The organism is Micromonospora sp. NPDC047187 (assembly GCF_040643355.1).
GTDB classification, from domain to species: domain Bacteria; phylum Actinomycetota; class Actinomycetes; order Mycobacteriales; family Micromonosporaceae; genus Micromonospora; species Micromonospora salmantinae.
Map to the genome: position 1 here is coordinate 730,857 of NZ_JBEYUF010000001.1, position 25,197 is coordinate 756,053.

A 25,197-nucleotide genomic window follows, 5' to 3' on the forward strand; every position below is an offset into this window, starting at 1 on the left:
GTCCCTCATGCTTCGGATCGAGAAGGCGGGGACAGGCGGTCGGGCACGCCGAAAACACCCAGTAGCCCGGTGATGGCCAAAACCCTGTGCACGGTCGGAGTCAGGTTGCTCAGACGCAGCCGGCACCCTGTCCCGTAGGCGTGTTCTCGGCAGGTGAGTAGGCACCTGATGCCGGCAGAGTCGATGAACGTCACGCCGGCGAGGTCTACCTCTATGTCTCGGAAGTCGCGCTCGCGCAGAATGCCCTGCACAACCTGTTCGAAATGATCAGTGACGCACCCGTCCAGCTCACCGACGGCAGCGACTCGCGCCCGCGTCTAGGTTTCGACGTGTACGTCGACCCGCAGGAGGCCTTGCTCGGTCGGACATTGACCGGGTGTGTAAGGGTGCACGAGGTACCTCCCGCAAGAGCGGCGGTCATGGTCCCTCGCTGCTGAAGGTAGAACTTGTTCGACGGCAACTATAACCGTTGTCGCTCTGCCGTCCACCATCGATGCGGACGTCTCCGGGGCGATGACGTGCCGGCTCAGGGCCTCCGGATCGTCGCGGCGCGGGCGACGAGCGCCGCGGCGACGTCGCGAAGTTTGCGGTTGGAGTTTTGGGAGATCTTCGCGAGGATCGTGAAGGCTTCGTCGGCGGTGCAGCGTCGCTCGCCCATGATGATTCCCTTGGCCTGCTCGATCACCGCGCGGCTCTTCATCGCGGCCTGCATGTGCTGCGCCAGGGTCACCTGGGTGTCGTACAGGTGGGCGTTGGTCATGGCCACGGCGGCGTAGTCGCCGAAGGTCTCCGCGAGGGTCACCGCCTCGGCGCGGAAGGCGTCGGGTCGGGTGGCGTAGAGGTTGAGCGCACCGGTGACGGACTCGTGCATCGGCAGGCCGATCGACAGGGAACTGTGCGCGCCGGCGGCGACGGCCTGGTCGGCCCAGTCCGGCCAGCGGCTCTCAGCCGTCATGTCGACCACGTGGATGGTGACGTTGGCCGCCGCCGCCACGAGACATGGACCCTGGCCCTGTTCGTACTGCGCTTCGTCCAGCGCGAGGGCAAGTTCGCCGGTGAAGGCCGCGGTGTGCGCGCCGCCGGCCCCGACCAGGGTGACCGAGACCTGGTCGGCGCCAGGAACGGTCCGGGTGGCCAAGCCGGCTACCCGGGACAGGACACCGCTGAAATCGGTTTCGGTGAACTTGATCCGACCCAACTCCGCGAAGGCAACGGCAGGCAGCAGTGGGTCTACGTCACTCATGTCTGTGTCCCTCTGAAGGGCACGTCACAGACGCTCCAGCGGGCGCCCGGGCATGCGGATCACTGCAGGGCACCCAAAGAGAAACCCAGGAACCGCGCCGCTTCATGACGCCGGATCGCCGACACCCGGAGAGGCATCGGCCACAGATGAGCCAGCATAGCGGCTAGATCCAGCTTCGCCACATGCCTGCCTCGGCGGCCTAATCCGATGGTGGTTGGCGGCGGATGACGAGCAGGGCGATGTCGTCGGTGGGATGCTCCTCCGCCGTGGTGGCCATGATGTGGTCGCACAACGCCTCGGCGGGCCCGGACCGCACGGCGTCAGCGAGGCGCTCGATGCCGGTGTCGATCAGTTCGCTGCGGCGTTCGACCAGTCCGTCGGTGTAGAAGACGAGCGCCGCGCCTGGCGGTAGGTCCAGAACGGTGGTGCGGCGACTGGTTGATGGTCGGCCCACGCCGAGTGGCCGGTCCACCGTCAGGTTGACGAGCTGGGTGGGATGGCCGGGGACAGCCAGCAGTGGTGGCAGATGGCCTGCGGAGGAGAGGTGGACCGTTGTGCGGTCGGGCGCGATCAGGGCGTAGACGGCGGTGGTGAGGGTGCCCGCCTCAAAGTGGTGGATCTTGCGATCGAGGGAGGTCAGCGCCACGGCGGGATCGTCGGAATCGAGGGCGTAGGCGCGTAGCGCGCTGCGGATGCGTCCCATGACGACGGCGGATGGCAGCCCGTGGCCGGAGACATCACCGATGACGGCGCCCAGCCAGCCCGAGGGCAACGTGAACACGTCGTACCAGTCGCCGCCGATGCCCAGGTCGTGGCCGGGCACGTACCGGGCGGCCAGGTCCAGGCCGGGAATGTCGGGTAGCCGGCCGGGCAGCAGGCTGTGTTGTAGGGCCAGCGCTGCCTGCCGGTCGAGGACCTGTGCTCGGGCCTGACCTGCGAGGCTGGCACGATCGGCTACAAGCTGCAACAGCTTCACGTCTTCGGGGCCGAACCGCCGCAGGGCGAGGGAGCCGACGTGCAGCACGCCGACGAGGATGCCGTTGGCGAGCATGGGCACACCCAGCAGGGCACGTATGCCCGTGGCGAGCAGGACCGGATTGACCACGTCGTCGGGAGTAACGTCATGGATCGTGACCGGCGCGCGTGTCGCCGCCACCCGCCCGGCGAAGCCGCGTCCGACCCGGATGCGGAATCCGCGGCGTACCTCCTCCTCCAGGCCCTTGGCCGCGGTCGCGACGAGCTCGCCGGTGTGGTCGTCCAGCAGGAGGATGGTGGCGGTATCGACCTTGAGCAGATCCCGGACCCGTTCAAGGAGCTCGTCGAGCAGGTCGGCGATGTTCAGCCCCGACAGAGCGGCATCGGTGATCGCCTCGATACGTCGCAGGCGCTCCTCATTCGTCACCACCTCGGCATCAGCCACCCAGGCAGCCTAGACGCGGGCACCCGGCCGGTGGCACGTCAGGAGCAAGATCAACAGTGTCGCGCCGTCGACGCGGGGTACCTTCCGACGTCACATCGATGCACTGCCCGACTGGTGAACCCGTTCCGGAGAGCTATCCTCCCTCGTGCCACCGGTAAGGTCACCGGCTCCACGTCCGACAGGGAGGGGAAGCAGTGGTGAACCCGCCGCTCGATCACCACGCTCCCACCGTCAGGAAGCCCCTGCTCTCGACGTCGTTCACCCTCGCCGACCTCAACCGCGTCCGACACGAGGTCGAGGCCGTCAGTCGCCGGTGCGGCCTCGACCACGACGAGATCGAAAAATGGGTCATCGCAGTCAACGAACTGATGATCAACGTGATTCGGCACGGGGGCGGCGCCGGCGGGCTACGTCTGCTTCTGGACGGCCAGCTCGTCTGTGAAGTCACTGACCAGGGGCGCGGGTTCAACACCGCTCGCTACGTTCCGCGCACCGAGCGACCGCCCCTGTCCGATACAGGAGGAATGGGCCTGTGGGTGGTCGGGCGCATGGCCGTCTACCTCCTTGTCGACAGCGGACCCGCAGGCACCACCATCCGCATCGCGGCACGCACCCGCGGCACTCTCGGATAGCCGGGGTCGCTCGGCCGGATCGTCAGATCACTGGTTCCCGTGGTTGCCCTCCCAGTGGCCACCTCCGGGCGGAGTGTCGGTCTGGATGGCGAACCGGTTGCCGTCGAGGTCGTTCTCCACGACGCGGCAGTTGACGCAGTTACCCCGATCGGTGATCAGGATTCCGTGGGTCTGCGTGTGGGACTTGGTGTCGCGGATCAGGTTGCCCCGGATGGTGACCGAGTCGGCGGCGGCATTGATCATGATGCCGGCTCGTCTGGTGGGAGCGGCCGGCAGTTCGTACGGTGTGCCGGGCGGCGGTGTGTCGGCGCTCCAACTGTTGGCGCTGCCGGGGCGGATCGGGGTGAGGGTGAGGGTGGTGGCGTCGTTGGCGGCCACGACGGCGTACCGGTGGCTGACACGGAGCACCTTGCCGCGGTGGCCGTCGGCAGGCCAGCTCGCATGCTGGTCAACCAGCGTGTTCTGGCTGTAGCGAACCGATTCGCCGCCCCCCTCGGCGGCGTCGGCACACTGGCGGCCGTTGTTACGGATCCGGTTGTTGATGATGACGGCGTCGGTCAGTGGGCGGTCGAAGCGGATACCGTCGAGACTGTTGCCCCAGATGTCGTTGCTCTCGATGACGATCTCCTCGGCGGCGGCCTGGTCGCCGTCGCCGAGGTCCTGGTGGTGGTAGCCGTAGCGGCCGTTTCCAGTGATCCGGTTGCCCCGCACCGTGTAGGGGCCGGCGGTGTTACCGATGCTGACACCGTCGCGAAGGTTACCGTCCAGGACGCAGTCGGTGAGCAGGCCGCCCTTGCCCGGGATGCCGGTGGTGCCCTTCGCCGAGACCTGGAAGCCAGCCTCGAGATTTCCGGTCATCGTGCATCCGGTGACGATGAGACCGTCGGCGCCCCAGTCGGAGATGCCGAACCGGTTGGCCTCGGCGTGGCAGGCGACGATCCTGATCCCCCGGGGCTGGGGTCGATCGGGGTGCTGCATCTCCAGGAAGATGCCGTTGGTCGCGTTGCCGACCGTGACGCAGTTGGCGATGGTCAGCCGCTCCATCGCCCCCCATCCGCCGATGCCGACACCGATGCCCGCGCCGCCCATCTCCATGCCGTTGTCGATCCGGCCGCATTCGAGCACCCGGACCGCCTGGATCAGGGTGTCCTGGAGGAAGTCGCAGCCGAAGCCGGTGGCTGCCGTGTGGTGGATGAACAGGTTTCGGAACAGGCCGCCGGTCACGTACTGCAACCCGAGCCCCTTGGAAAGGGGGTCGTACGCCGGCTGCGCCACCCCCGACCCGTCGATCTCGAAGTCCGCGAAGGTGCAGTAGGCAAGGTGACGGTCCGGACTCGCCCCGTGCAACTGCGCGGTGTAGAACGCCAGGGGTGCCGCCTGGGACCGGTTGCCCTCGTTGCTCAGGACGAACCGGGTGGCGCCGGGCCCGGCGCCCATCAGCGACACGCCGCTGCGCCAAACGGTGGCGGCGTCGCGGATGGCGTACACCCCGGGCGGGCAGTAGATCACCCGCGCTCGCCCGTCCGCGGCGAACGCGTCGCCCAGTTGATCGACGAGCGCGGCGAGCGCGGGCTGGTCGTTGGTCGTACCGTTGCCGGTCAGGCCGTGATCCTGAGCGTTGCAGAGCAGCGGGGCCCCGGCCACGGGGTACTGACGTACTCCCGGGCTGGCCGGGGTCATCTGGCTCGGCACCGAAAAATCTCCCCTCGTGACCCCCGGCGGGCGACCGGTCCCTCAGCCTCGATCCGGCCTGGGATGCGCGAGTTGGCCTGCTCCGACGGTACGGCGATCCACGCCGCCCGACGGGCCAATCGCCGTGAACACCCACAGATCATCACCCACGGCCTGTGGACCTAACCGACATCCCGCTTGCTGACATGGTGCTCCCGCTGTCCACCGACCGCCTCCCTGCCGTACGAGACGCGCACGTCGGTCACGGCGAACCGGCTGCGGGGCAGCGTGGGGATTCGGCGCAGCGAGATCGTCAGGTCCTGCTCGGGCACCGTGTAGTCCAGCCGTGCCAACCAGCCGGCGAAGGCCGCGAGCAGGGCCACCGTGACGTCCTCACCCGGGCAGCGGTGCCCGGTGCTCGGATCGGCCCCGCCCTGGGGGATGAGTTCGTACGGATCGGGAGTGCGCCCGACGAATCGCTGGGGGTCGAAGCGGTACGGGTCGGGCCACAGCCCCGGGTCGTGGTTCTGACCGTATATGTCGAGCAGGACGAGCGACCCGACGGGAACGTGCTGGCCCTGCCAGGTCAGGTCGGTCACCGCTCGGCCACCGACGAACGGGGCGAACGGATAGAAGCGGCGCACCTCGTGGGCGAAGGCGACCGCATAGCCGGTGTCGTCGGCGCGCAACTGGTCGCGGTGTTCGGGCCAGCGGTGCAGCGCGTGTGCCGTGAACGCCACGAACCAGGACACCGCGACGGTGGGACGGATGATGTTGAGCAACTCGACAGCGGCGAGCTTGGCGTCCGCCAGTTGACCGTCTCGGTGGCGGTGCCCGGCGACCGCTTCCAGTGCCGATCCGGCAGGTGCGGTGATCGCGTTAACGCGGACCTGCTGGACGAGCCCGGCCAGCCAGTTCTCCCGCCGCCCACGGGCGCGCCGTGCCCGCCAGTGTCGCGGGCCGAGCGTGGCGAAGCCGTCGACCAGGGCGGTCAGGTCGCGGGCCACGGGCCCGACAGCGGCGTCGCCGAGTGGGATTCCGGCCCAGCGGCAGACGCCCTTGGTGATCGCGTGGCTCGCCTCGTCGAAGAGCACCACCGGTCGCCCGTCACCGCTCGTCGCGATCGCCTCGTTCCAGGCCGCGCCCACCTGGTCGACCAGGGCGGCAACGCCACTCGGATCGGTGAGCAGGGACAGGAACATCGCCTTGCGGTGACGATGGTCCGCACCGTCGAGGGTGTGCACAGCCTGGTGACCGAACAACGTCCCCTGTACCGGCTCCGGGATGGCCGCGTGCCGGCACACGTGCCGTTCGTCGTAGAAGAACCGCACCGCCTCGGGTCCGCGGAGCGCCAGTGCGCGCTGACCCAGCACCCGGATCCGCGCGCTGGATGCGCCTTCACGTCTCAACAACCCGGGCAGCCAGGCGTAGCCGTTGAGGATCGCCCCGAGGGTGTCGTCCAGATGTGGTCCGCGCTGGTCGGTCATGAGCGGGCAGTGCCCACAACGCCCGGCGCGAAACCCGCCTGGCCGACCCGAACGACAGTGTGAGCAGGAACCCGCGACGTCGGCGGCGGGCGAGGTTCGGGGCAGCGGTGTCCATCGCGGCAAGTGGCTCGTCCCAGGTCCATCGTGGAGGTTGAGCGGGTGTAGCGTCGCCGCATGACGGTGCTGCAGGAGTTTGTCGCCGCTCTCGCCAGCGGCCGGATCCAGGTTGTCGACCTCACCGCTCCGCTCTCGGACCAGACCCCGATCCTCGGTCTGCCCGAGCAGTTCGGCCAGACCTGGCCGTTTCAGCTCAGCGAGATCAGCCGGTACGACGACCGTGGCCCGGCCTGGTACTGGAACAACTTCTCCACCGGCGAGCACACCGGCACCCACTTCGACGCGCCGGTGCACTGGGTCACCGGTCAGCAGGGTGCCGACGTGTCGCAGGTTCCGGTGAGCCAGTTGATCGCGCCGGCGGTGGTGATCGACCACGCTGCCGACGCCGCCGACAACAGTGACTTCCTGCTCGAGGTCGAGCACGTCAAGGCGTGGGAGGCGGAACACGGCGCCCTGCCCAGCGGTGGCTGGCTGCTCTACCGCACCGGCTGGGACGCGTACGGCGACGACCCGGAGCGGTACGCCAACGCCGGCCGCACCCCGGGCATCTCGGCGGAGTGCGCCCGCTGGCTGGCGGAGGAGTCGCCGATCCAGGGCGTCGGAGTGGAGACGGTCGGGACCGACGCTGGTGCCGCGCACTCGTTCGACCCGCCGTTCCCGTGCCACTCGTACCTGCTCGGCCAGGACAAGTACGGCCTGACCCAGCTCCGTAACCTGGCGCAGTTGCCGGCGACCGGCGCGGTGGTGATCGCCGGGCCGCTGCCTATCGTCTCCGGGTCCGGCAGCCCGTGTCGGGTCCTCGCCCTGGTCGAACGGTAGGCCGAGCCACCGATGCGGGTAGCCGAGGTGGTCGGGCGGGTCCTGTACGGACACGGCGCGCGGCACGTCTTCGGGGTGGTCGGCAGTGGCAACTTCCATGTCACGAACGCGCTCGTCGCGGCCGGCGCCCGGTTCGTGGCGGCAGCCCACGAGGGCGGCGCGGCGAGCATGGCCGACGGGTACGCCCGTACCGCCGGGACGGTGGGGCTGCTCTCGGTGCACCAGGGCCCAGGTATCACCAACGCGTTGACCGGGCTCACCGAGGCGGCGAAGAGCCGTACCCCGATGGTGGTACTGGCCCCGGAGGCGACCGCGCCGGTGTCGAACTTCTTCATCGACCTGCCGGCGCTCGCCGCCGCGGTCGGGGCCGACTTCCACCGGGTACGCGCGACGCACGCGGCTGAGGACACCGGCGCGGCGTACCGGGCCGCCGCCCGGGGCGCGACTGTGCTGCTGGGCCTGCCGTTGGACGTGCAGCAAGCCGTGACCGAACCGTGGTCCGGCCCGGTCCCTGCGGCCGAGCCGACCCCCGTCACCGCCCCGCAGGTCGAGCCGTTGCTGGCCGCGCTCCAGGCCGCCCGTCGACCGGTCTTCATCGGCGGTCGGGGCGCCCGGTCGGCCCGGGAACCGCTGACCCGGCTCGCCGACGCGTGCGGCGCGCTGCTCGCGGTCTCGGCCGCGGCGAAGGGGCTGTTCGCCGGCAACCCGTGGAACCTCGACGTGGCCGGTGGCTTCGCCACCCCGCTCGCCGCCGAGCTGATCGGCAGGGCGGACCTGGTCGTGGCGTGGGGCAGCACGCTGAACATGTGGACCACCCGGCACGGCGAACTGATCCCGCCCTCCGCCGTCGTCGTCCAGGTCGACAGCGACCCGGCCGCGTTCGGGGTGAACCGCCCGGTCGACCTGACCGTGGCCGGCGAGGTGACGGCGGTCGCCGAGGCGGTGCTCGCGCGGCTGGGCGTCGGCTCCACCGGGGCCGGGGACGCCACCACCGGCGGGTGGCGTACGCCGGAACTGGCCCGACACATTCGCGACCACGGTCGGTGGCGGACCGTTCCCTACCAGGATGAGGGCGGCGGCGCCCCGGCGACGATCGACCCGAGGACGCTCTCGGCTGCCCTGGACGACCTGCTGCCGGCCGACCGGACGGTGGTGGTCGACTCCGGCAACTTCATGGGCTACCCGTCGATGTGGCTCGACGTTCCGGACGTGGCTGGATTCTGCTTCACCCAGGCGTTCCAGTCGGTCGGGCTCGGTCTGGCCAGTGCGCTCGGCGCGGCGGTCGCCCGGCCGGACCGGCTCACCGTCGCCGCGGTCGGCGACGGTGGCTTCGTCATGTCCGCGACCGAACTGGTCACCGCCGTCCGGCTGGCGCTACCCCTGCTCGTGGTGATCTACGACGACGCGGCGTACGGGGCCGAGGTGCACCACTTCGGCCCGGACGGGCATCCGTTGGAGACCGTCACCTTCCCCGAGACCGACCTGGCCGCGATCGCCAGTGGTTACGGCTGCGACGGATTGACCGTCCGGACCGTCGACGATCTTGGACCGGTACGCCGCTGGCTCGCTGGTCCCCGTACCCGGACGTTGGTGATCGACGCCAAGGTCTGCGCCGCGCGCGGCTCGTGGTGGTTGGAGGAGGCGTTCCGTGGTCACTGAGCCAACGCCGCCGTGCCCAAGGCCAGGCCAGACCCGGCGCTCCCGGGCGTCAGCCGGGGCAACGCCCGGTCAGGTCGGTGACAGGGTGTCATAGCTGACGTACGTTGGCGCGGTGGCCACTCTTTGGACCTTGGGATGCGATGCCGACGATCCCCAGCGGATCGCTGCCTTCTGGGCGTTGGCCCTCGGCTATGTCAAGGAGCCCGGTTTCGACGAGCCCGACAACGCGTCCATCGTCGATCCGGACGGCATGGGCCCTGCCATCAGTTTCCTCAAGGTCCCCGAGGGCAAATCCGCCAAGAACCGTATGCACATCGACATCCGGGTGGCCGATCCAGGCTCCGGGGACATGGCCGAGCGCGCCCGGTTGATCCGGCAGAAGGTGCCCGATCTGGTTGCCGCCGGCGCGACTGTGGTCCGCGAGGAGTGGTACGGCGATGTCCTCGGCCACGTCGTCATGCTCGACCCCGAGGGAAACGAGTTCTGCGTCGCTTGAGGCCAGGATCAGGGCCGCACCCGCATGTGGCCGCCGGCCGGCTTCTCGACCGGCGGCCGCGGGATGCCCGCCGCTGCAGCGGCTGTGGCATCGTCGCCATTTTTCCCCGTGCCGGGCGAATTAAGCGCGGGCGAGCCGCCGTCGACTACTGACCGGCGGTTTCAGCGGTGCGCTCCACCGATGCTTGGGCGACCTCGCGGACGGTGCGGTTGGTGTCGTGCGCCATCCTCGTCAGGTCGGCGAAGGCCCGCTCGGGGGTGCAGCGCCGGTCGCCCATGACGATCCCCTTGGCCTGTTCGATGATGGCTTCGCTGTCCATGGCGGCGCTCACGTGTTGCGAGAGGGTCGCCTGGGCGTCGTTGAGGTGGTCGTTGGCCATGGCGAGAGTGCCCCGCACCTTAGAAAGGGCACTTCACCGGTGCCCTCGACAGGGCCGGCGTGCGTAGGTCGCTGCAGGCCCCCACTCAGGGGAGTCCTAGACCTACGCCGCTTCTTGACGATGGTTCGGTCGACGTTGAAGGCGTCGACCACAGACCCCGAGCGTACGCGCCCTCGGCAGCCGCCACCGATCGTCGCGAGGGGCGCCACGCCACCACTGCGGGACGTGGATGACAGCCGACGCTCCGCTACGGGTAGGCTGGAGACCTGTGGCACGGCGCCTTCGATGGGCGTCGTCGAGACCAGCGTCAAGAAGCGGCGCGGATCCCGGACTCCGCCCGCGGAGTCCTGCAGCGATCCGCGCCCCCACCCCAGATACCTGCTGGTGGTACGCGCCCTCGTTAAGGACGCTTTGATGACGCACGTCGAACCCATGGACCCGCACGAGGCGTTCGCCGAGCTCGGCCGCATCCGACTCGCCGACGTTGACATCGACACCCTGCTGGACAAGATCGCGCAGCTGGCCAAGCGCACGATCCCCGGGGCCAGCGAGGTCAGTGTCACCCTGCTGCACGACAACAAGCCGCAGACCGCCGCGTTCACCGGCGCCCTCGCCCTGGACGAGAAGCAGTACGAACGTGGCTACGGCCCGTGTCTGCAGGCCGCTGAGAGCAGCTCCAGCCTGATGGTGCCGGACACCGGCAGCGAGCAGCGGTGGCCCGGCTGGGCCGAGACCGCCGCCAAGGCCGGCGCGCACAGCTCCCTGTCGGTCGGGCTGCCGGTGCACGAGCACGTCACCGGTGCGCTGAACATCTACGCCACCACACCGAACGCCTTCGACGACGACGCGATCGCTATCGCTCAGACGTTCGCCGGGTTCGCCGCAGTCGGCCTGGCCAACGCCCACCTGTACGAGACCCAGGCCACCCTGGCCGGGCACATGCAGAAGGCGATGGAGAACCGCGCCGTCATCGAGCAGGCCAAAGGCATCATCATGGGCGAGCGTCGTTGCACCCCCGAGCAGGCCTTCGCCATCCTGAGCAAGCTGTCGCAGGACAGCAACCGCAAGGTGCGCGACGTCGCCTCGGCGGTGGTCGAGAACGCACGCCGCCCACAGCGGTAGCACCGGCGAGATCGTTTGCTGGTGGACCCGGAGGGTAGGGGGAATCCATGACTACGCCCGAGCAGAGTCAGCAGGAAAGAGCCCTCGAGACCGGCGCGGTGTACCAGGACGCCGAGGGGCGCCGGACGACGGATCCCGGGTCCGGGGCTGCGCACGCCGACAGCGAGGCCGACCGCAACGCGGAGCACCTGAGGCGGGGAGAGGTCGGGCCGCGCATCCCGGAGGAGTAGCGGGCCGGGGTGTGTGGGAACCACCTCGGGGTAGCGGTAGGGGGAGAGCGAAACCCCCGAGGAGGACGAGATGACCGATCCCAGGTACGTACCGGTCGGACTGGCCGACGCCGGACGGCTGATCGACGACGAGGGCGCGGGCGCCGGTCCCGCCGGGGAGATCGTCGGCGCGGACGACGCGAAGGCGGACGCCGCCCGGACGGGTGCCGACGTGGACCTGTCCCACGCGGCCCGCGACGGCGACGGCACCCCGACCGGCGCGGCGGACGCCGAAGCCGACCGTGACAGAGCCGCCGGCGGCGAGTGACCCGACGAGGCGCCAGTTGGCCCGCCCCGCCGCCTCTCGGCGGCGGGGCGGCTCGCGTTCCAGACCTGTCACCGGCCCGCACCGGCCCCCGGCGACAGGTCAGCGGCGGGCGAGTTCCGGGGCGGCGGTGTCCAGGGGAACGGCGGCGTCGGGCACCAGGCCGAGTTGCACGCTCGGCCGAGATCCGATCGCGGCGAAGAGCCAGTCGGCGGCGGTGCGGGCGCGGTTGGCGGGCAGGGACAGCAGGTGGTAGCCGCGCGCCACGGCGCGGGCCGGCAGCCCGGACAGGGGTACGTGCAGCGGGTTCGCGGTGGCCTGCCACCCGCCGAGGTCCACCACGAAACCCAGGTCGCGATGCCGGTACGGGCGGCGTCGGCCGACGCCGTAGGAGGCGGCGATGTTGTCGGCGGCCAGCCGGCCCTGCCGCACGGCGTGCTGGGCGGTCATCGGGGTGATCTCACCGGGTCGGGCCGGGTCGGGTACGGCGGCGGCGTCGCCACAGGCCAGGATCTCCGGGTGGCCGGGCACCGTCAGGTACTCGTCGACGGTGACCCGTCCGCGGGTCGTCGGCAGCCCGGTGGCCTCGACGAGTGGGTCGGGCCGTACCCCGACGCACCACACGAGGGTCCGGGACGGCAGGAAACGGCCGTCGGAGAGTTGAACCCCGTCGGCGGTGGCCTCGGTGACCGATGTGCCCAGGCACACCTCGATCCCGCGCTCGCGCAGCACCCGCTCGGCTGCCCGCGACATCCGGGCGGCGAGGCCGGGTAGGACCCGGTCGGCGGTGTCCAGCAGTAACCAGTGTGGACGGATCCCGTCCAGCCGCGGGTGGTGGCGGACGATCTCGTCGGTGAACAGTTGCCCCTGAGCGGCGACCTCGGTGCCGGTGTAGCCGGCGCCGACCACGACGAAGGTGCAGCGTGCCGCCCGTTCGGTCGGGTCGTCGGTGGCGTCGGCCAGTTCGATCTGCTGGATCAGCCGCTCCCGCAGGTACACCGCTTCGGGGATGCCGCGGAAGCCGTGCGCGTGGTCGGCGACTCCGGGGATCGGTAGCAGTTTGTTGACGCTGCCGGCGGCCAGGACGAGGCGGTGGTACGACAACCGGCTGGTGCGTCCTTCCGGGTCCACGTAGGAGAGGGTCCGCCCGTCGACGTCGATGCCGTCGACCTCGCCGAGGACCACTCGTACCCCGGGCAGGGTGTCGGCCAGCGAAACGGTGACCCGGCGCGGGTCGAGCACGCCGCCGGAGACCTCCGGCAGCAGCGGCAGATACAGGAAGTAGTCGGTCGGGTTGACAAGCACCACGTCGGCGGCGCCGCGCGAGACGCGGGCCAGCCGACGCGCGGCGTGGAACCCGGCGAATCCCGCGCCGACGATGACGATCCTGGGTCGGGCCATGGCGGTTCCCCTCAACGGTCGACTGTCGTTCCTCGTCTCGTTCAGGTGGTAACCCCACGCTGGAGGCGGAAACGTCCGAATCCTGGAACCGGGTGCCGGCTGGCGCCGTTTGCGCCTCCCGTCGTCGGGAAGGCGGCTCTCGCTTGCCGGCACCCCCTTGCCTGTCGCTCAGCTCATGGTGGCCAACAGGTCCCGGCAGGCCCGCTCGCACGCCCGGCACGCCTCGGCGCAGACCCGGCAGTGTTCGTGCTTGTCGGCGTGAGCGGCACACTCGTCCCCACACGACTTGCAGGCGGTGGCGCACGCCTCCAGCAGGCTGCGGCTGATGTTGGCGTCGTAGCCGGTGTGTCGGGACAGCACCCGAGCGGTCGTGGTGCAGATGTCGGCGCAGTCCAGGTCCGTGCGGATGCACTTGGTCAGCTCGGCGACCATGTCCTCGCTCAGGCAGGCGTCCGCGCACGCGGTGCAGGCCTGGGCGCAGTCGTTGAGCGTGTCGATCGCCGCCGCCAGCTTCGCGCGGTCCAGGTTGATCGATTTGGGGTACGTCTCCAGCATCTTCATTGTGGTGCTCGGCATCAGGAATTCCTCTCTCTCGGTTCCTGATGCCCTACCCCAAAAGCCCCGGGACACACCGGGTGGACGTCGGCGGCCGACCGGAGGACCAGCGGACCGAAGCGGCCGCCTGCCCCGGTCGGCGCCGTCAGTCGGCGACGACGAGCGCCTGGGGCGCGGCGGCCTTCATCCGGGTACGCAGCCACTTGAGCTGGATCGCCGTTTCTCCCTCGCAGCGTCGTACGACAGCGAGCAGTTCTTCGTCGCGGGCACCGTAGGCGGCCTGGCCGACGACCGTCCAGGTGATGTCGCACTCGGCGGCCATCAGGTAGAGGTCCTGGAGGTCCCGCAGGAGGCCGATGCCGCCGGTGCGGGTGCCGGTGAACAGTTGCGAGTGCAGCCGGTCGGGCTCGTCGGGGGCGTCCTCGGAGTAGCGGACCACGAACGGGTGCAGCTGTTCGGCGTGCGCGTCGCAGCGCTTCGCCTGCTGCTGGCAGAGGTGCTCGACGTCGGGTTCCTCGGCGTGCGCGTCGGCGACCTGCCGGAACGCGTCGGCAAGGTTGACCTGCGCGCGGTGCAGGAGACCGAGGTAGTGGGCGAGGTGCACGGCTCACTCCTTCCCGCTGGTGGCCTCGGCCGCCGGCCCACCAACGGTGGGCGGCACGTCAGCGTCCGCTGGTGGTGCGCTGCCGCCGACGGTCGGCGCCGGCGAGGGTACGCCCCGCCCGTCGGCGAGTTTCGTCACCGCGACGGCGGCGACCTTGAACAGGGGCTGCTTGGACACCGGGTCCCAGGCGGTGATGGTCAGCTCGTTCGCCGCCCGCGGGGTGCGGTCGGCGGGGTCCTGGTCGAAGTAGCCGTAGTGGAACGGCAGGAAGACCACGCCGGGGCGGATGCCGCAGAGCCGGGCGCGGGCCTGGATGGCGCCGCGCGTCGAGGAGACGCCGACCAGGTCGCCCTCGACGATGCCGAACCGGGCCGCGTCGGCGGGGTTGAGCTCGACCCACACGTCCGGTGCCGCCTGGTTGAGTTGCGGGGCCCGGCCGGTCTTGGTGCGGGTGTGGAACTGGTAGACGGTGCGACCGGTGGTCAGGAGCAGCGGATGCTCGTCGTCGGGCACCTCAGGTGAGGGTTGGTAGTCGACGGTGTGCAGGAACGCCCGCCCGTGCGGTTCCTTGGCCCGGTATTCCGCCTCGGTGAACTCCGCGCCGGTGGCCAGGTCATGACCGTACGTCTCGCAGTAGTCGGGGTCGGTGTGGAAATGTCCGTCGGTGTAGAGGCGCTCCGTGCCGTCGGGATGCTCGTCGGTGCAGGGCCACTGGATGCCCGAGCCGCCGCGCAGCTTCTCGTAGGTGATGCCGGTGTAGTCGCACGGCCGGCCCCGCGAACACTCCTTCCACGCCTCGAACACCTCCTCCGGCCTGCTCCAGTCGATCAGCGGCTGGCCGTCGCGGTCGCGGAAGTCCATCCGGCGGGCGTAGTCGAGGAAGATGTCCAGGTCCGGGCGGGCCTCCCCGGGCGGGTCGACGGCCTTGTCGGAGATGTGCACGGTCCGGTCGACGCTGGTGAACGTGCCGGTCTTCTCGCCCCAGGTGGCGGCGGGCAGCACGACATCGGCCAGCTCAGCGGTCTCGGTGAGGAAGAGGTCCTGGACCACCACGAACAGCTCCGGCCGGGTCAGGATCTGCCGGATCCGGTGCAGCTCCGGCAGTGAGACGGCCGGGTTGGTGGCGGAGATCCAGAGCAGTTTGATCGAGCCCTGCTCGGCGTACCGGAAGATCTGCATGGCGTGCGTCGGCGGCGCCCAGTGCGGAATGGTGTCCACGTCCACGTTCCACAGCCGGGCCAACTCCTCGACGTGCCGCTCGTTGTCCCAGTTGCGCAGGCCGGGCAGGTCGCCGTCGGCGCCGGTCTCCCGGTTGTTCTGGGCGGTGGGCTGGCCGTTCATCTGGTAGATCCCGGCGCCGGGCCGGCCGATCATGGCGCGGATCAGGTGCAGGTTGTTGACGGCGCAGGCGGCGGCGGTGGCCTGGTTCGACTGGTAGAAGCCCTGCAACACGGTCGACAGCAACCGCTGCGAGGTGCCGAGCAGTTCGGCGGCGCGCTCCACGTCGGCGGCCGGCACGTCGCAGATGTCGGCTACCCGCGACGGCGGGTAGCCGTCGACAATCCGGCACAACTCCTCGAAACCCAGTGTGTGTGCGTCGACGTAGTCGTTGTCGTACCAGCCCTGCCGGATGATCTCCCGGAGCAGGCCGTTCATCAGGGCAACGTTCGTGCCGTTACGCACCGCCAGGTGCAGATCGGCCTCCCGGGCGACCGGGGTGGCGCGCGGGTCCACCGCCAGCATCGCCGGGGGGTTGGGGCCACGGCGTCGGTCCAGCATCCGCATCCACAGCACCGTCTGCGTCTCGGCGACGTTGTGACCCCACAGCGCGATGGCGTCGCAGTGGTCGACGTCGGTGTACGAGCCGGGCTGCCCGTCGGTGCCGAAGCTCGCCTTCATCGACGCCGCCGCGGTGGCCGTGCAGAGCCGGGTGTTGCCGTCCATGTGCGGCGTGCCCAGACCGGCCTTACCGATCACACCGAGCGTGTAGTACTCCTCCAGGAACAGTTGCCCGCTGGTGTAGAAGCCGAAGTGCCCCCACCCACCGGGCCCGTCGAGGAGGTCCTTCGACCGGGCCACGATCCGGCCCATCGCCGTGTCCCAGTCCGTCTCCACCAGGCGGCCGCCGTCGCGGACCAGCGGTCGGGTCAACCGGTCCGGGCTGTGGTTGGCCTGCCAGCCGTACAGGTCCTTCGGGTCGACCCGACCCCGGTTGATCCGGTCCACAACCCGCCCGCGCACCCCGACGATCCGCCCGTCGGCGACCGCGATGTCCAGCGCGTCGCCGTTGGAGTGCAGCACCGACGCCGACTGCACCCACCGGTCCACGTCGGCATCGGTCCGGCCGTCGGCCAGGTACCGGTCCACCCGCACCGGCCACTGCTGTCCCGGCCCGTACGGGGTCCGCTCACCCCACGGGTCGGCGATCCGGTCCACCACGATGTCCTCCTTCCGGTGACGGCGCGGACGCCGCCCACAGCGGCATCGGCCGGCCCGACACCCGTCCGTACAGCCAGTCGACGACCGTGACCGGCACCACAGCGCCGGCCGCGACGAGTAACTGGGTCGGGGTACGGAGCAGGCCCAGGCTCACGATCAGTGTCGTCGCGCCCGCCGGGGCGTGCGACGCCTTCAACAACACCAGCACCGACGCGGTGACCGCCAGCGACCCGGCCACCGCCACGATCCTCAACCAGGTCACCCCCTCCTGGAGCGCCGAGGGTTCGTCGGCAAGCCCGCAGACCACCAGGAACAGGTACCCGGCCAACAGGGCCACCCCGTGCCCGATGAACGTGTTGCGCGGCGAGGACTCCGGCGACGCCGGCTTCTCCACGTGCAACATCACCGCCGGTCCCAGACTGGGGAACAGCCACGGCTGGTGGGTGACGAGGGCGACCAGCCCGGCGAGCAACACCGCCAGTGCGCCGCCGGCGAAGGCGTGCGCGGAGCGCCCCGCTCGGCCCATCACCTTCCCCCTGTCGCTCGTGCCGCTCCGCGCTTGCTCGGGAACACTTCTCCCGAACCTTGTTCGTCATGGCTGCCCGGCGTCACAGCGGATCGTCGAAGCCTTCGGTGGCCCGTTCGCGGCGCAGGTGCGCCAGCGCCCGCCGGCCCAGGTCGGTGTCCTCCCGACCGAGCGCCTCGTACATGGTGGCGACCTTCTCGTAGGGCTGCGCGGGCGGAAGCAGCGGGATCGCCGGGTCCACGATCGCCTCGATCAGCGTGGGCCGGTCCGCCGACAGGGCCTCGTCCCAGGCCTTGTCGACCTCGGTCGGGCTGGTGACCCGGACGCCGCGCAGGCCCAACAACTCGGCCCACCGGGCGTACGGCGCGTCGGGCAGGCGCTGGGAGTCGACGAAGCGGGGATCGCCCTCCATCTCCCGCTGTTCCCAGCTCACCTCGGCCAGGTCGCGGTTGTGCAGCACCAGCACCACGAACCGGGGGTCCGCCCAGTCGCGCCAGCGGTGCGCGACGGTCAGCAACTCGGCCAGCCCGTTCATCTGCATCGCCCCGTCCCCGGCGAGTGCCACCACGGGTCGGTGCGGGGTGGCGAGTTTCGCGGCCAGCCCGTACGGCAGCGCCGAGCCCATCGACGCCAGGGTGCTGGACAGGTGCGCGTCCACACCGACGGGCAGCCGCAGGTGCCGGGCGTACCAGTAGGTCACCGACCCGACATCCACCGCCACCTGTGCGTCTGCGGGTAGCCGGTCGGTGAGGGCGTGCAGGACGTACTGCGGGTTCACCGGCTCGGCGGTGGCGGTCGCCCGTTGCCGGGCGATGTCCCGCCAGCGGGTCACCTCGCCCTCGACGCGCTGACGCCAACTCCGATCTGGCCGGGCGGTGAGCAGCGGCAGCAGCGCCCGGATGGTCTCGGCGGCGTCGCCGAGCAGCGGCACCTCCACTGGGTAGCGCATCCCCAGGCGTCGACCGTCGATGTCGATCTGCACCGCCCGCGCCTGCCCCGGTGTCGGGTAGAACTCCGACCAGGGATCGTTGCTGCCGACGATCAGCAGGGTGTCGCACCCGTTCATCAGCATGCTGCTGGCGGTGCTGCCCAGGTGGCCCATCACGCCGGTGTGAAAGGGCAGCGCCTCGTCCAGCACCGGCTTGCCCAGCAGCGACGCCGTCACGCCGGCGCCGAGGGCCTCGGCCAGCTCGACCACCTCGCCGGCGGCGGCTCGGGCACCCTGCCCCACCAGGATCGCCACCCGCTCGCCGGCGTCGAGCACGTCCGCGGCTGCCCGCAGATCACCGGCGCGGGGTCGCAGCTCGGGCACCGGCAACCCGGGGTTGGTCACCATGATCCCGTGCTCGTGCGCGCCGAGGTCCGGGGCCGGGGCGGTCTGCACGTCGTGCGGCAGGATCACACAGGTCGGGCTGCGGGTCGCCAGGGCGGCGCGGATCGCCCGGTCGAGCAGCATGGGCAGCTGCTCCGGGGTGTACGCGGTCTGCACGAACTGTGCGCACACATCGCCGTAGAGGCGTACCAGGTCGATCTCCTGCTGGTAGCCGCTACCGAGAACGGACGTCACCTGCTGGCCGACCAGGGCGAGCACCGGCTGGGAGTCCAGCCGGGCGTCGTAGAGGCCGTTGAGCAGATGTACCGCGCCCGGTCCCTGGGTCGACAGGCACACCCCCAGCCCGCCGGTGTACTTGGCGTGCCCGCAGGCCATGAACGCCGCCGTCTCCTCGTGCCGGGCCTGCACGAACTCCGGCCGACCGGCCCGACGCAGCGCCCCCATCACCCCATCGATACCGTCCCCGGAGTAGCCGAAGACCCGGTCCACGCCCCAGCCGGCCAACCGGGCCACCACCAGGTCCGCCACCGTCGCGTCCGCCACCGTCGCCTCCTCGCCTGGACCGCCCTCCAGCATGTGGCCCTACCCTCAGCCCGGCAGACCGAACCGGACGAGGGGCACCTCTTCGGGGATTCTCGCCAGCACTGCCGGATCGATGCTTGCCCACGGCTCGAATGGTGTGGGCGGCGAAATCGTGGGTAGGGTGGTCCGCGGGTCAAGACATGCGCCCAGGTCCGCCTCCCGCGCCTCGTCGCCGCGGCAGGGTCCGACTCACCGATGCAGCAGATCGGGAGGCGTCATGTCCATCCTCGAACAACCCACCCGGCAGCACGCTCAGCCCACCAAACCGATCATGACGCTCGACCTGCGCAATGATCGGCATGCGCCACTGATCGCCGTTTCCGGCGAGGTCGACATGAGCACCGCTCATCTCATCAGTGAGCTGGCCGAACACGTGATCACCAGGCGACCCGCACGTCTGGTGCTCGACCTCTCCGAGGTGACGTTCTTCAGCGCCCACGGCATCAGCGCCCTGCTGCGTATACAGCGCGCGGCGGAGTCTGCCGAGGTCACGTTGGCTCTGCGCGCCGCCGCCTCATGCGTCAGCTACCTGCTGGCAGTGACCAGCGCCGGGATAAACCTGGATATCCCGGCGGCCAACGCGAGTCGGTTATCCCATTCTCGCTTGGGGAGCGTCGATCGGGGGGAGTAGCCCTACATGAGGGGTGCAGGCGCTGCGGTGGGCGCGGCTCTGGTTCTGGTGACCGGGGCGGGTTGCAGCTCGGTACCGGTCGGCGCGGCCCACTCCGCGACCGGGGTCGAGGGCTGAACAGGAAAACCGCGCTCTGGGCGATCGGCTGCGCGCCGCCTTTGCGGACCATCGACTGGCGCTGGCCGCACCGCGCTGGCTCGCCCCGATGCTCGACCTGATCGGCGCAGTCGACCAGCTCATCGATGTCGACGGGCTGGGGCCGTACCGGTGGCCACCGCTGTCGCCGGACTGGGCGGTGAACCTGCATGGGCGGGGGCCGCAGTCGCGCCGATTGCTGCACATCGCCCAACCCCGGCGCCTGATGGCCTTCGCCTGGCCGGAGGCGGGACACCACACTGCACCGGAGTGGCGGCAAGACGAGCACGAGGTCCGCCGGTGGTGCCGGCTACTGGCCTGGTACGGCATCGTGGCCGACCCGGACGACCTCGCGCTGCGCCGACCACCGGCGCAGAACCTGCCGATCGGGGTGACGATCGTGCACCGGGAGGAGGCCGAGCGGATCGGACACGAATTGTCCGCCGCGGTGACGGCCATCGCCACCAGGGAGCGGTTCACCTGCCGATCCTGGTGATCATCGCCCATCGGGTCTGCCAGGGTCGTTCGTGCGGCGACGTTCGCCCAGGTGAGCCGGCGCTTGGTCCAAAGATGCGGGTGGTGGAAAATAGGCGAATGCGCGTACGCAACCGCAACAACGTGGTGGTGACCGGTCGTCAGGGCGGCCCTACCGTTGTGCTCGCGCACGGCTTCGGCTGCGATCAGCAGATGTGGCGTCATGTGGTAGCCGAAATCGGACAATGGGCCCAGCTGGTGTTGTTTGATCACGTCGGATCGGGCAAAGCCGATCCGGCGGCCTGGGACGCTGACCGGTACGCCTCCCTGGACGGCTACGCCGACGACGTGCTGAGCATCTGCCAGGACCTCGACCTCCAGCAGCCGGTCTTCGTGGGGCATTCGGTCAGTTCGAGCATCGGGGTCCTCGCGGCGAACCGCGAACCGGACCGCTTCTCCGCGCTTGTCCTGGTCACCCCCTCACCGTGTTACATCGACGACGAAAACTACCGGGGCGGTTTCACCCGCGACGACATCGACGACCTGCTCGGTTCACTCGAGAGCAACTACCTCGGCTGGTCGTCGAGCATGGCACCTTTGATCATGGGCAACCCGGAGCGGCCGGAGCTGGGTGAAGAGCTGACGGCGAGCTTCTGCCGGACGGATCCCGCGATGGCGCAGGTGTTCGCCCGTGCGACGTTCCTGTCTGACAACCGCGCGGATCTCGCCGCGGTGAGCGTTCCCACGTTGATCCTGCAATGTGCTCAGGACGCCATCGCGCCGCCCGAAGTCGGCGCGTTCGTGCATGCGCAGATAGCCGGAAGTCGGCTCGTGACCTTGGATGCGACAGGGCATTGCCCCCAGTTGAGCGCGCCGGAGGCCACCGCCGCAGCGATCACGTCGTTTTGCAGGGCCGCCTACCGATGACCGCAACTTCGGGGCACGACCCTCGCGGCCAAGGTTCCGGCGACGACAGGAGTGCCCAGCCGAGTGAAGCCGGGTTCCCGGCCCTGCTGGAGGACGACCTCGAAGACCTGTACGAGAACGCGCCCTGCGGGCACCTGTCCACCCTCCTGGACGGCACCATCGCCAAAATCAACGGCACCCTGCTGACGTGGCTCGGCTACCGCCGCGAGGAACTCGTCGGTCAGCGCCGCTTCAGCGATCTCCTCACCGGTGGCGGCAGGATCTACCACGAGACCCACTTCGCGCCGATTCTGGCCATGCAGGGCGAGATCGGCGGTGTGTCCCTCGAACTCCGTACCAAGGACGGCACCCGGATGCCGGTCCTCGTCACGTCGATCGTCAAGGCCGGCAGCGAGGGTCAACCCCAACTCATCCGGACGGCGATTTTCGACGCCAAGATGCGCCGTGCCTACGAACGAGAGCTCCTCGATGCCCGTAAGGCCGCCGAACGCGAGGACGAACGGCTGCGGCACCTCGTCGGCAAGCTCCAACGCAGTCTCCTCCCCGCTGTGCTGCAGACTCCGCCCGGACTGGACAGCGCCGCGTACTACCGGGCGGCCTCCACCGACCATGTCGGCGGCGACTTCTATGACCTGTTCCCCCTCGTCGACGGCCGCTGGGGGTTCTTCCTGGGCGATGTCAGCGGCAAGGGGGTCGAAGCGGCTGCCGTCACCGCCCTGGCCCGCTACACGTTGCGGGCCGCAACCGTCTACGACCCCGACCCCGCCGCCGCGCTGCACAACCTCAACACGGTGCTCTGGCAGGAATACCGGGAGGACGCCCGCTACTGCACCGTCGTGTTCGGCATCCTCACACCCACGACGGCCGTCGGCGGCTTCACCGCGATCATCGCCAGCGGTGGGCACCCGGAGCCCCTGCTACTGCGGGCCGATGGCTCGATCCACTACCACCCCACGAAGGGCCGCATCGTGGGGGCCTTCCCGGACTCCCGATACACCAACACCACGGTGGTGGTGAACCCTGGCGACACGTTCCTCCTCTACAGCGACGGACTCACCGAGGCTCGTCCCGTCGGCAGTGAGACCGCCGACGGCCGCTACGGAGCGCCGGCCCTCGCCCGATTTGCCCGCTCTCTCGCGCCCACCACCGCCGCCGCAGCCGTCACCGCCGTCACCGCTCTACTCGATACGTTCGGCGCCGGACTCACCGACGACACCGCTGTCCTGGCCATCGGTGCCCCACCGCACCGAGCCTGACCGGCCGGACTCCGACACCCGGCTGTGCAGCCGGCGAATCGGCAATGTTCTGGCCGGCCGGCCCACGCTCCGACGCCCTTGCGACGCACCGACGCGGCCTGCCGAGGGGGTGCGCTCAGGCCGGTCGTCCGGGGGCAGGTGGCAGACTCATCGGCGTGGACGACGTGGCCGCATCGACGGTGGATGGTGAGCTGGAGAGCGTCAGCCTGGTGGACCTCGCCGTCTCTCGGCTGACCCGGGAAATCCTCAGCGGCAAGAGCGACCCGGGCGAGCGCCTGGTGGAGGAGCAGTTGACCCGGCGGCTGGGGATCAGCCGGGCTCCGTTGCGGGAGGCGCTGCGGTTGCTGGCCCAGCAGGGGCTGGTCGAGCACGTGCCCAGGCGTGGAGTCCGGGTAGCCACCCTGTCGGACCGCGACGTGCAGGAGCTGTACGAGCTGCGTGACATGCTGGAACGCTTCTCGGTGCGGGCGGGGATCCCGGTCGCTCGGGAGGGTGACCTCGCCGGATTGCGTGCGACGCTCGATCAGTTGAGGGAGGCGACCCGGGCCGGTGACCGGATGGCGGTCGCCGAGTCGCACCGGGAGTTCCACGTCGCGCTGGTGGCGCTCGCCGGCAACCGGCAACTCTCCGCCGTGTACGGCTCGATCCTGGTGAAGCTCCAGCTCTACATGGCGATCAACCTGCGCCGGGAGGCGGAGCTGGCGCAGCCGCTGGACGGGGTCCACCGGCACGAGCGTTTGTTCGAGGCGGTCGCCGGAGGAGACCCGGAGGAGGTGCTCGCCGTGCTCTCCGGGCACGGCGCGCGTTCGTACCTCGGCTAGCTGACGTCAGCCAGGGCCGGCGGGCTGCGGCCACGCGCCGTCATGTCGTCGTTACGTGCCGCGCGGTTTCCTGAAACAGAACAGTCGACAATCGACTGTATGCCAGAGCGAACGAGGTCCATTGCGGAGCTTCGGTCGGCGTACCGCGAGGGCGGCCTGACCCCGGCGGACCACGCCGAACGCGTCCTGGACGGGCTTGCCGGGCGCGACGACGGGCCGGTCTGGATCAGCGCGGTCCCGGCCGAGCTCCTACGTGAGCGCGCCGGATCGCTGACCCGCCACGGTGATCCCGCGCTGCCGCTGTACGGGATCCCGTTCGCGGTCAAGGACAACATCGACGTGGCCGGCATGGTCACCACCGCGGGCTGCCCCGACTTCGGTTACCTGGCCGCTGAGGACGCTCCGGTGGTGCGCCGGCTCCTCGACGCCGGGGCGCTGCTGGTCGGCAAGACCAACCTCGACCAGTTCGCCACCGGCCTGACCGGCGCCCGCTCGCCGTACGGCAGTTGCCAGAGCGTGTTCGGCGGCGGCCTCATCTCCGGGGGCTCCAGCTCCGGCTCGGCGGTCGCGGTGGCCGCGGGCCAGGTCAGCTTCGCCCTGGGTACGGACACCGCCGGCTCCGGCCGGGTGCCGGCGGCACTCAACGGGATAGTCGGCCTCAAGCCCACCCGAGGTCTACTCAGCACGGCCGGCGTGGTGCCCGCCTGCCGCTCACTGGACTGCGTGTCGGTCTTCGCCCCCGACGTGGCCGGCGCCCTCGACGTGCTGCACGCCGCCCGTGCCGTCACCCCCGCCGACCCCTGGGGGCGTCCGTTCCCGGCCGAGCGGGTCGTGCCCCGCCCGCCGGGGACGCTCCGCCTCGGGGTGCCCCGGACAGAAGACCTGGAGTTCTTCGGCGACACCGGGCAGGAGACCCGCTTCGCTGCGGGCGTGGAGCGGCTGCGCACCTTCGTCGGGTCCCCCCGGTCGGTGCCGCTCGGCGCCTTCTTCGAGGCGGGCGACCTGCTCTACCGGGGACCCTGGGTGGCCGAGCGACTCGTCGCCCTGGACGGCTTCCTGCGCTCGCACCCCGAGTCGGTCCTCGCTGTCACCCGGGCCGTACTGGAGACCGGGCGGCGCTACGACGCGATCGCCGCCTTCCGGGGTCAGCACCGCCTGCGCGAACTGCGAGCGCAGGTCGACCAGCTCTGGCAGGACATCGACGTGCTGGTGGTGCCCACCGTCGGCACCACCTTCACACTCGACGAGATCGCCGAGGACCCGATCGGGCGCAACGCCATGCTCGGCCGCTACACCCAGTTCGCGAACCTGCTCGACCTGGCCGCGGTGACCGTACCCAACGGGTTCACCAGCTCCGGCCGCCCGGCGAGCCTGACCCTCGTCGGCCCGGCGTTCAGCGACACCACACTGGCCCGGCTGGCCGCCACCCTGACCGAGGGTGGTGCGCCGCCCGGCGCGGTCGAGGCCGTCTCACCGCCGTCGCAGCGCTCGGCGGAACTGCTGGTCGCCGTGGTCGGCCGGCACCTCACCGGTGAGTCCCGCAACGGCGAGTTGCTCGGGCACGGCGCGGTCCTCGCCGGCACCGCCCGCACCGCACCGCTCTACCGGCTGTACCGGATGGACACCCCCGACGGCGAGGGACTGCCCGGCCTCGTCCGGATCGGCCCGGACAGCTCGACGGGCCATCCGATCGAGGTCGAGCTGTGGCGGCTGCCCAGCGCCGCGGTCGGTGGCCTGCTGGCCGGCGTGCCGGCACCCCTCTCGCTCGGTTGGGTCCGGCTGCACGACGGGCGGGACGTGCTCGGTTTTCTCTGCGAAGCGTATGCGGCGGGCCCACCGGCCGAGGACATCAGCTCCAGCGGTGGGTGGCGGGCGTACCGGCGTTCCGCGGCCCGGCGCTGACGCGGCAGCACCAGCGATCACGACAGGAGGCG

Annotated in this window: 24 protein-coding genes and 1 pseudogene; 13 read left to right on the forward strand and 12 right to left on the reverse strand. The window is 70.4% G+C overall.

The genetic code is table 11. The annotated features are described in order from the left end of the window. Positions 1–5: 5 nt before the first annotated feature. From ABZ794_RS03065 to ABZ794_RS03075, 3 genes and pseudogenes are all read right to left on the reverse strand, one after another. Positions 6–293, reverse strand: a pseudogene (locus ABZ794_RS03065) (STAS domain-containing protein); the annotation flags it as partial. Between the two features lie 233 nt (positions 294–526). Next, positions 527–1,243, reverse strand: coding sequence for a GAF and ANTAR domain-containing protein (locus tag ABZ794_RS03070; protein ID WP_357513917.1), 717 nt, complete (start codon positions 1,241–1,243; stop codon positions 527–529). Positions 1,244–1,442: 199 nt separating this feature from the next. After that, positions 1,443–2,663, reverse strand: coding sequence for a GAF domain-containing SpoIIE family protein phosphatase (locus tag ABZ794_RS03075; RefSeq protein ID WP_210783719.1), 1,221 nt, complete (start codon positions 2,661–2,663; stop codon positions 1,443–1,445). Between the two features lie 197 nt (positions 2,664–2,860). On the opposite strand from ABZ794_RS03075, the gene ABZ794_RS03080 reads away from it, so the two are divergent. Continuing rightward, positions 2,861–3,295, forward strand: coding sequence for an ATP-binding protein (locus tag ABZ794_RS03080; protein ID WP_210783717.1), 435 nt, complete (start codon positions 2,861–2,863; stop codon positions 3,293–3,295). 27 nt (positions 3,296–3,322) lie between these two features. On the opposite strand, the gene ABZ794_RS03085 is transcribed toward ABZ794_RS03080, so the two are convergent. Together ABZ794_RS03085 and ABZ794_RS03090 are read right to left on the reverse strand one after the other, a co-directional pair. Further along, positions 3,323–4,975, reverse strand: a complete 1,653-nt coding sequence (locus ABZ794_RS03085; protein ID WP_357514200.1) for a right-handed parallel beta-helix repeat-containing protein — start codon at positions 4,973–4,975, stop codon at positions 3,323–3,325. 173 nt (positions 4,976–5,148) lie between these two features. Beyond that, positions 5,149–6,453, reverse strand: a complete 1,305-nt coding sequence (locus ABZ794_RS03090) for a cytochrome P450 (protein ID WP_238689890.1) — start codon at positions 6,451–6,453, stop codon at positions 5,149–5,151. 174 nt (positions 6,454–6,627) lie between these two features. Here ABZ794_RS03090 and ABZ794_RS03095 point away from each other — a divergent pair, with 174 nt between their 5' ends. From ABZ794_RS03095 to ABZ794_RS03105, 3 genes are all read left to right on the forward strand, one after another. Then, the gene (locus ABZ794_RS03095; protein WP_238689891.1) at positions 6,628–7,389 is read left to right on the forward strand and encodes a cyclase family protein; all 762 of its coding nucleotides are present in this window, start codon (positions 6,628–6,630) and stop codon (positions 7,387–7,389) included. Between the two features lie 12 nt (positions 7,390–7,401). Further along, the gene (locus ABZ794_RS03100) at positions 7,402–9,048 is read left to right on the forward strand and encodes a thiamine pyrophosphate-binding protein (protein WP_357513919.1); all 1,647 of its coding nucleotides are present in this window, start codon (positions 7,402–7,404) and stop codon (positions 9,046–9,048) included. 112 nt (positions 9,049–9,160) lie between these two features. Next, the gene (locus ABZ794_RS03105) at positions 9,161–9,544 is read left to right on the forward strand and encodes a VOC family protein (RefSeq protein ID WP_357513921.1); all 384 of its coding nucleotides are present in this window, start codon (positions 9,161–9,163) and stop codon (positions 9,542–9,544) included. A gap of 145 nt (positions 9,545–9,689) precedes the next feature. Here ABZ794_RS03105 and ABZ794_RS03110 read toward each other — a convergent pair whose 3' ends face one another. Further along, a complete protein-coding gene (locus tag ABZ794_RS03110) occupies positions 9,690–9,923 on the reverse strand; it encodes an ANTAR domain-containing protein (protein WP_238689894.1) in 234 nt (77 codons plus the stop codon). Positions 9,924–10,337: 414 nt separating this feature from the next. On the opposite strand from ABZ794_RS03110, the gene ABZ794_RS03115 reads away from it, so the two are divergent. From ABZ794_RS03115 to ABZ794_RS03125, 3 genes are all read left to right on the forward strand, one after another. Beyond that, positions 10,338–11,045 carry a GAF and ANTAR domain-containing protein gene (locus tag ABZ794_RS03115; RefSeq protein ID WP_357513923.1) on the forward strand — a complete coding sequence of 236 codons (708 nt, stop codon included), beginning with the start codon at positions 10,338–10,340 and terminating at the stop codon, positions 11,043–11,045. Positions 11,046–11,092: 47 nt separating this feature from the next. Beyond that, positions 11,093–11,275 carry a ribonuclease gene (locus tag ABZ794_RS03120; RefSeq protein ID WP_210783706.1) on the forward strand — a complete coding sequence of 61 codons (183 nt, stop codon included), beginning with the start codon at positions 11,093–11,095 and terminating at the stop codon, positions 11,273–11,275. 70 nt (positions 11,276–11,345) lie between these two features. After that, positions 11,346–11,582: a hypothetical protein gene (locus ABZ794_RS03125; RefSeq protein WP_210783704.1), complete on the forward strand. Its 237-nt coding sequence runs from the start codon at positions 11,346–11,348 to the stop codon at positions 11,580–11,582. A gap of 99 nt (positions 11,583–11,681) precedes the next feature. Here the strand turns inward: ABZ794_RS03125 and ABZ794_RS03130 are convergent, their stop codons facing one another. From ABZ794_RS03130 to ABZ794_RS03155, 6 genes are all read right to left on the reverse strand, one after another. After that, positions 11,682–12,980, reverse strand: a complete 1,299-nt coding sequence (locus ABZ794_RS03130) for an NAD(P)/FAD-dependent oxidoreductase (protein WP_357513925.1) — start codon at positions 12,978–12,980, stop codon at positions 11,682–11,684. A gap of 168 nt (positions 12,981–13,148) precedes the next feature. Further along, entirely contained in the window at positions 13,149–13,556 is a 408-nt protein-coding gene (locus ABZ794_RS03135; protein WP_210783700.1) for a four-helix bundle copper-binding protein, read from the reverse strand. A gap of 124 nt (positions 13,557–13,680) precedes the next feature. Next, positions 13,681–14,139, reverse strand: coding sequence for a hypothetical protein (locus ABZ794_RS03140; RefSeq protein ID WP_357513926.1), 459 nt, complete (start codon positions 14,137–14,139; stop codon positions 13,681–13,683). A gap of 3 nt (positions 14,140–14,142) precedes the next feature. Beyond that, positions 14,143–16,578 carry a nitrate reductase gene (locus ABZ794_RS03145; protein ID WP_357513928.1) on the reverse strand — a complete coding sequence of 812 codons (2,436 nt, stop codon included), beginning with the start codon at positions 16,576–16,578 and terminating at the stop codon, positions 14,143–14,145. After that, on the reverse strand, positions 16,547–17,104 hold the full coding sequence (locus ABZ794_RS03150) for an HPP family protein (protein WP_357513930.1): 558 nt from the start codon (positions 17,102–17,104) through the stop codon (positions 16,547–16,549). The genes ABZ794_RS03145 and ABZ794_RS03150 overlap by 32 nt, the downstream gene beginning before the upstream one ends. A gap of 82 nt (positions 17,105–17,186) precedes the next feature. Continuing rightward, complete coding sequence (locus tag ABZ794_RS03155) at positions 17,187–18,980, reverse strand: thiamine pyrophosphate-requiring protein (RefSeq protein ID WP_357513932.1); 1,794 nt, start codon at positions 18,978–18,980, stop codon at positions 17,187–17,189. A 256-nt stretch (positions 18,981–19,236) separates the two neighbouring features. On the opposite strand from ABZ794_RS03155, the gene ABZ794_RS03160 reads away from it, so the two are divergent. The 6 genes from ABZ794_RS03160 (at position 19,237) to atzF (ending at position 25,165) form a co-directional block, all read left to right on the forward strand. After that, positions 19,237–19,650, forward strand: coding sequence for an STAS domain-containing protein (locus ABZ794_RS03160; RefSeq protein ID WP_210783691.1), 414 nt, complete (start codon positions 19,237–19,239; stop codon positions 19,648–19,650). Between the two features lie 205 nt (positions 19,651–19,855). Then, positions 19,856–20,281: a hypothetical protein gene (locus ABZ794_RS03165; RefSeq protein ID WP_357513934.1), complete on the forward strand. Its 426-nt coding sequence runs from the start codon at positions 19,856–19,858 to the stop codon at positions 20,279–20,281. Positions 20,282–20,379: 98 nt separating this feature from the next. Then, positions 20,380–21,186 carry an alpha/beta hydrolase gene (locus tag ABZ794_RS03170; protein WP_210783687.1) on the forward strand — a complete coding sequence of 269 codons (807 nt, stop codon included), beginning with the start codon at positions 20,380–20,382 and terminating at the stop codon, positions 21,184–21,186. Then, positions 21,183–22,442 (forward strand): SpoIIE family protein phosphatase, encoded by a 1,260-nt coding sequence (locus ABZ794_RS03175; protein ID WP_210783685.1) that lies wholly within the window; start codon positions 21,183–21,185, stop codon positions 22,440–22,442. Before ABZ794_RS03170 ends, ABZ794_RS03175 begins: the two co-directional genes overlap by 4 nt. Before the next feature lie 155 nt (positions 22,443–22,597). After that, positions 22,598–23,263 (forward strand): GntR family transcriptional regulator, encoded by a 666-nt coding sequence (locus ABZ794_RS03180; protein ID WP_210783683.1) that lies wholly within the window; start codon positions 22,598–22,600, stop codon positions 23,261–23,263. Positions 23,264–23,362: 99 nt separating this feature from the next. After that, positions 23,363–25,165, forward strand: a complete 1,803-nt coding sequence (gene atzF, locus ABZ794_RS03185) for an allophanate hydrolase (RefSeq protein WP_357513938.1) — start codon at positions 23,363–23,365, stop codon at positions 25,163–25,165. Positions 25,166–25,197 lie beyond the last annotated feature (32 nt).

What these genes read in the sequence shown, in the direction of transcription:
- ABZ794_RS03070 (WP_357513917.1), bottom strand. Translation starts at nt 1,243, where the DNA reads ATGAGTGACGTAGACCCACTGCTGCCTGCCGTTGCCTTCGCGGAGTTG.
- ABZ794_RS03085 (WP_357514200.1), bottom strand. Translation starts at nt 4,975, where the DNA reads ATGACCCCGGCCAGCCCGGGAGTACGTCAGTACCCCGTGGCCGGGGCC.
- ABZ794_RS03090 (WP_238689890.1), bottom strand. Translation starts at nt 6,453, where the DNA reads ATGACCGACCAGCGCGGACCACATCTGGACGACACCCTCGGGGCGATC.
- ABZ794_RS03095 (WP_238689891.1), top strand. Translation starts at nt 6,628, where the DNA reads ATGACGGTGCTGCAGGAGTTTGTCGCCGCTCTCGCCAGCGGCCGGATC.
- ABZ794_RS03100 (WP_357513919.1), top strand. Translation starts at nt 7,402, where the DNA reads ATGCGGGTAGCCGAGGTGGTCGGGCGGGTCCTGTACGGACACGGCGCG.
- ABZ794_RS03110 (WP_238689894.1), bottom strand. Translation starts at nt 9,923, where the DNA reads ATGGCCAACGACCACCTCAACGACGCCCAGGCGACCCTCTCGCAACAC.
- ABZ794_RS03115 (WP_357513923.1), top strand. Translation starts at nt 10,338, where the DNA reads ATGACGCACGTCGAACCCATGGACCCGCACGAGGCGTTCGCCGAGCTC.
- ABZ794_RS03120 (WP_210783706.1), top strand. Translation starts at nt 11,093, where the DNA reads ATGACTACGCCCGAGCAGAGTCAGCAGGAAAGAGCCCTCGAGACCGGC.
- ABZ794_RS03125 (WP_210783704.1), top strand. Translation starts at nt 11,346, where the DNA reads ATGACCGATCCCAGGTACGTACCGGTCGGACTGGCCGACGCCGGACGG.
- ABZ794_RS03130 (WP_357513925.1), bottom strand. Translation starts at nt 12,980, where the DNA reads ATGGCCCGACCCAGGATCGTCATCGTCGGCGCGGGATTCGCCGGGTTC.
- ABZ794_RS03135 (WP_210783700.1), bottom strand. Translation starts at nt 13,556, where the DNA reads ATGCCGAGCACCACAATGAAGATGCTGGAGACGTACCCCAAATCGATC.
- ABZ794_RS03150 (WP_357513930.1), bottom strand. Translation starts at nt 17,104, where the DNA reads ATGGGCCGAGCGGGGCGCTCCGCGCACGCCTTCGCCGGCGGCGCACTG.
- ABZ794_RS03160 (WP_210783691.1), top strand. Translation starts at nt 19,237, where the DNA reads ATGTCCATCCTCGAACAACCCACCCGGCAGCACGCTCAGCCCACCAAA.
- ABZ794_RS03165 (WP_357513934.1), top strand. Translation starts at nt 19,856, where the DNA reads ATGCTCGACCTGATCGGCGCAGTCGACCAGCTCATCGATGTCGACGGG.
- ABZ794_RS03170 (WP_210783687.1), top strand. Translation starts at nt 20,380, where the DNA reads ATGCGCGTACGCAACCGCAACAACGTGGTGGTGACCGGTCGTCAGGGC.
- ABZ794_RS03175 (WP_210783685.1), top strand. Translation starts at nt 21,183, where the DNA reads ATGACCGCAACTTCGGGGCACGACCCTCGCGGCCAAGGTTCCGGCGAC.
- atzF (WP_357513938.1), top strand. Translation starts at nt 23,363, where the DNA reads ATGCCAGAGCGAACGAGGTCCATTGCGGAGCTTCGGTCGGCGTACCGC.